We start from the raw sequence: 4446 nt of genomic DNA, 5'->3' as shown, positions 1-4446 counted from the left end.
CTATCTCTTCTATCTACAACGATTATTTCTAATTACACATCTACGTGATCCTTCACAGCGATCTGTATCTCTGTCTCTTTCTCTATCTCTTTGTCTTTCTAGTTCTCTTTCTATTTCTATTTCCATGTCTATTTCTATTTCCATTTGTATTTGTCTTTCTCTTTGTCTTTCTTCTTCTCTTTGTCTTTCTTCTTCTCTTTGTCTTGCTCTGTCTCTATCTCTTTCTATTTCTCTTTGTCTTTCTCTTTGTCTTTCTATTTCTCTTTGTCTCTCTCTTTCTCTTTCTTCACCAGAGAAAAAGTTTCCTCCAGAGAAATCATCCTCGTCTCTTCTACAATCGCAATCACGTCTTCTACAACATTCTTCACATCTGCATTCATTGCGTCTACATTCAGATCCTCTAGCAATAAATCTAAATTCATCATTATTATTTCTTCTTCTACACATAATTTTCACCACTTTCTAAGTTTCTAAGAATTTATATTTTAATTTAAATCCTTAATATAATATACTTATGTAATTAAAAAACGTGATAAAAATTGTCATATTTTTATATTTTAAATAAAAAAAGAATATTGATTTTTATCAATATTCTTTAATAAGTTTTTATCTTGATTGTATAAATTTATATCTTTAATTATTGATATTACTTTATTAATATTTTACAAAATAGGAGCTTGGTTATTCATTGAATATCCATCACTTCTAACATCGCTCATATCTATCAGATCATCTTTTATTTCAACCTTACTTAACTTTTTAACTACTCCATAAGGCTCTATTAGTGAAAGCTTATCTCCTCTTCCAGAGATAACCCACAATACTTTATATCCTTTAGGTTTTATTTTTAATCTAGTTTCTCCTTTGCCATCAGTGAAGTAAATTAATAAATTAATCTTTTTATTATTAGCATATTCAAAGACTGGTGTAAATTCAGTTCCACCACCAGTGGCAAATCTATCCTTTACATCTTTTACAGATTTAACTTTATATGCACGTCTAATTTCTTTATCACATTCTATAATTGTAATCTCTTGATTATGACTTTTTACTATACTTAGAACTTCTTTAATGGCTTGCTTGTACTCTTCATTGCTGATACTTCCACTTATATCAATTGCCACTGCTATTTCAGCTTTATGTCCTCTAAGCTCACCTCTTAAATCTAATCTATGAGGTTGTCTTCTATTTCTTCTTGTTATAGTTTTTTTCTTATTACTTTCTACAGTTCCCATTAATTTTTTAAGGTATAAATTCCAAGGTAGCTCACCTTTACTATTTTTAAGTGATGCTATTAAATTATTTAAATAAACTGGAATTTCACCTTTTTGAGAGTTACCAGCAAACTTCTCTGTAAATTATTTAAGAGTCTTTTCATCTATTTCATCAGAATCATCCCAAATATCATGAGTGTTTTCTGGTCTAAATTCAGTCTCTACATTTTCATTTTCAATTTTATCATTTTCTTCCCCTTCTTCATCTGTTTCTTGTAAATCTAATTCAATTTGAATTTTATCCACATAGTATTCAAAGGTTTTATATGGCTCTAATTTTAAAGATGGATATTTTGAATTAATCCAGTTTAAAGTTACAGCATATGGTGGAAGATAATCTAAATGTTGATTCACTACTAAATCCATAGCCATATTAATAGCAAGTGTACTATATTTTTCTCTTAATTCTTTAGCTCTAATTAAATGCATAGATAATACATGAAGCACTTCATGCTTAATCGTACATTCCATTTGCTTCATATTAAGTTGTAAGAAAATTATTGGATTAAAATATATAACATATTTAGCTCCTTTGAAATTAACAGCAGTAGGACTACTTATATCAAATTTAATTTCTCTTCCCATTTGAAATAAAAAGTATCCATAAAAATTATCTTTTTCTTCCATAAGACTTAAGACAACTTTATCTACAAGGCTAAAAAACTCATTTTTATAATCTTGTGGTATATCTATCTCAAATGATTCACCATCAAAATTTGATTTTGCATCTACTTCTCTATTAACAATATCAATTGCTTTATTATAAAGATCTTTTGCTTGTTTTTGAAAATTATTTTCCATATATTATCCCCTTATTGAACTATAAGATTCAAAATATGCTTCCACAAACTCTTCATTTTCTATGGCTCTTTTATATACTTCAGTATAACTATTTTTTATATCTTTCATAATTCCTACCATTAGATCTATAGGATATAATTTTAAAAATTCAACAAGTCTAGCTATATAATATTTTGCTTCATCTTCATCTTTAATATTTAATTCTAAAGCTCTTAAAATATTCATAGCACTTATATAAAGTCTTGTATGACTTTCATTTTTTATTCTTTCTATAACAGACTCATCAATGCTATCCCCTGAGAATATATCTTCAAAAGATATTAAAGGACTAGAATCTGACTCTATAAAACTTACAAACTCTTCTGCTATAACTCTCCCTACATTACCTTTTATAACATTTAAGAATATTGCTTTAGGTATTGAATCTTTGTTTTCTTTATATATTTTATAACTTTTAGAAACTCTCTCAAAACTTCTTGGAGTTGCTCTTACATCATCTTCATTTACTTTATTTAAATATTCTGGGAATGTAGATATAAACTCTATAACTTTTTGCTCAATTCCTGCATCTATTGCCCATTTTAGCCAAACTGTATAATCCGGCTCCATGTTTAACCATACAAATCTATTTTCTTGAGCTGCATCCATATCCACAACTTGATAGTCAAAGTCTGAACCATACTTGCTTGATGGGTTCATGGCAGCTAAGATTTTTACATTTTCATGTAATTTATATCCGTTTATTTCTCTATTTAATATTAAGTTCATAAGCTCTTGTTGTACTGTATGTTCACAACGGTTTATTTCATCTATAAATAATAAAACTGACTTATTTTTAGAAATCTCTTCATCAATTTCTCTTAATTTATTATGAACTGCATATATTGTAGTCTTCTTTTCAATTTTGTTTCCATTAGAATCTATACTTATATAAGATTCTACTGTTGGAAGACCTCCTATTTCACCTTCTTTAAGAAGATTTCCATCTATAACAATTAAGCTCCAGTCATTGTCTTTTGCAAGTTTTTTAGCTAAAGCCGTTTTTCCGATTCCACTTTCACCAACTACTAAAGGTACTTCTTCAGTAGATAATACTAACTCAACACTTTTTAATGTATCTATAAAATTCATTTTGTCTCTCTCCTACATCATCTTTAGTTTTTCATCTACAGCTATTTTTTTAGCTTTTTTACTTCCGTATTTATGAATGAATAAAATTTTATCCATTGATATTGTACTGCTATTTCTGTCTATGACAGAACAATTTAAGAAATCTCTTACGTATTTTTCTTCAACATCTTCACTAGATAATGTTTCTTTTAATGCTTGTGTTAAAACTTCTTCTAGTTCTTCTTTAGATATTTTATTTGTTATATATTTACTTACTAAAATATTCGACTTTAAAAATTCTAATATTTTATCTTTATCTAAATCACTTATAAAGCTAATAGCTGATTCGTTATTTTCAACTGCTAAAACCTGTGCACTAAAACTAGGTGATTTTATATATCTTAATGCATCATGTTTTATCTTTACAGCTTCTTCTTGAACTCTTTCACTAGGCTCTTTTATATATTTTATTGAATCATAATTTTTCCTTATCGCTAATACTTGTAATTCTTCACTTGGCTCTTTAACATATTGAATAGCCCATCCTGATTGATTTATAGCTAATTCAATAACTTTGTCAGTTGGATTTTTTATATAGTCTAAAATACTCCATCCTTCATTTACCGCCTTTATCATCATTTCTTCACTTGGCTCATCTATATATTGAATAGCTCTAGGATTGTTCTCTATAGCTAACTCTTCCATTTCTCTAGTTGGATTTTTTATATCTCTTAATAAAAGGCCATTTTTGACAATGGCTAATAATTTCATCTCGTCGGTTGGATTATCTATTGTTTCTATAATAGTAGGATTTCTTTTTATCATTTCAATAAGTCTTGATTCTTCCATACTGTACCTCCCTATCTATTATTTTATATTTTAAAATAATGACTTCTTACTATAATTTATATACTTTTTATGTTAGTTTAAACAGTATATTTTTTCCATTATATAGTAAATTCATTTGTATTTCAAAAAGTTTATTTGTATTTTTATTAATGAGTAGATATATTACATGATTGGAATATCTTGTGGTGTATTGTATACTAAATTTATATTTTAAAAATTTGTTAAATATGGGATAAATAGAAAGGGGAAAAATAATGAGAATTTCATCAGTTATAGGACTAGCACAGCAGTATTTTTTATTAGGGATTATTGGGCTAGTCATTGGAATAGCTTTATTTTTATTTGGGTATTTTGTAATATATAGGCGATTGTTAAAGGGAACAAAAAAATTAAAAATGAGTAAAGTAGCATT

Annotated in this window: 5 protein-coding genes; all 5 read right to left on the bottom strand. The window is 27.3% G+C overall.

From position 1 onward, the window contains the following. Positions 1-9 precede the first annotated feature (9 nt). Positions 10-447, bottom strand: coding sequence for a hypothetical protein (locus tag J7G74_RS15500; protein WP_297136982.1), 438 nt, complete (start codon positions 445-447; stop codon positions 10-12). Positions 448-662: 215 nt separating this feature from the next. Continuing rightward, positions 663-1235: a vWA domain-containing protein gene (locus J7G74_RS16745; RefSeq protein ID WP_330616609.1), complete on the bottom strand. Its 573-nt coding sequence runs from the start codon at positions 1233-1235 to the stop codon at positions 663-665. Between the two features lie 123 nt (positions 1236-1358). Further along, positions 1359-2075, bottom strand: a complete 717-nt coding sequence (locus tag J7G74_RS16740) for a DUF2201 family putative metallopeptidase (RefSeq protein ID WP_330616608.1) — start codon at positions 2073-2075, stop codon at positions 1359-1361. 3 nt (positions 2076-2078) lie between these two features. Beyond that, on the bottom strand, positions 2079-3206 hold the full coding sequence (locus tag J7G74_RS15490; protein WP_297136980.1) for an ATP-binding protein: 1128 nt from the start codon (positions 3204-3206) through the stop codon (positions 2079-2081). Positions 3207-3218: 12 nt separating this feature from the next. Beyond that, positions 3219-4034: a hypothetical protein gene (locus J7G74_RS15485; protein ID WP_297136978.1), complete on the bottom strand. Its 816-nt coding sequence runs from the start codon at positions 4032-4034 to the stop codon at positions 3219-3221. Between the last annotated feature and the right edge of the window lie 412 nt (positions 4035-4446).

It is taken from the genome of Terrisporobacter sp., from assembly GCF_017888745.1.
Lineage (GTDB): Bacteria > Bacillota > Clostridia > Peptostreptococcales > Peptostreptococcaceae > Terrisporobacter.
Note: the sequence above shows the minus strand (reverse complement) of the source record. Positions and strands in the feature narration are given on the sequence as shown.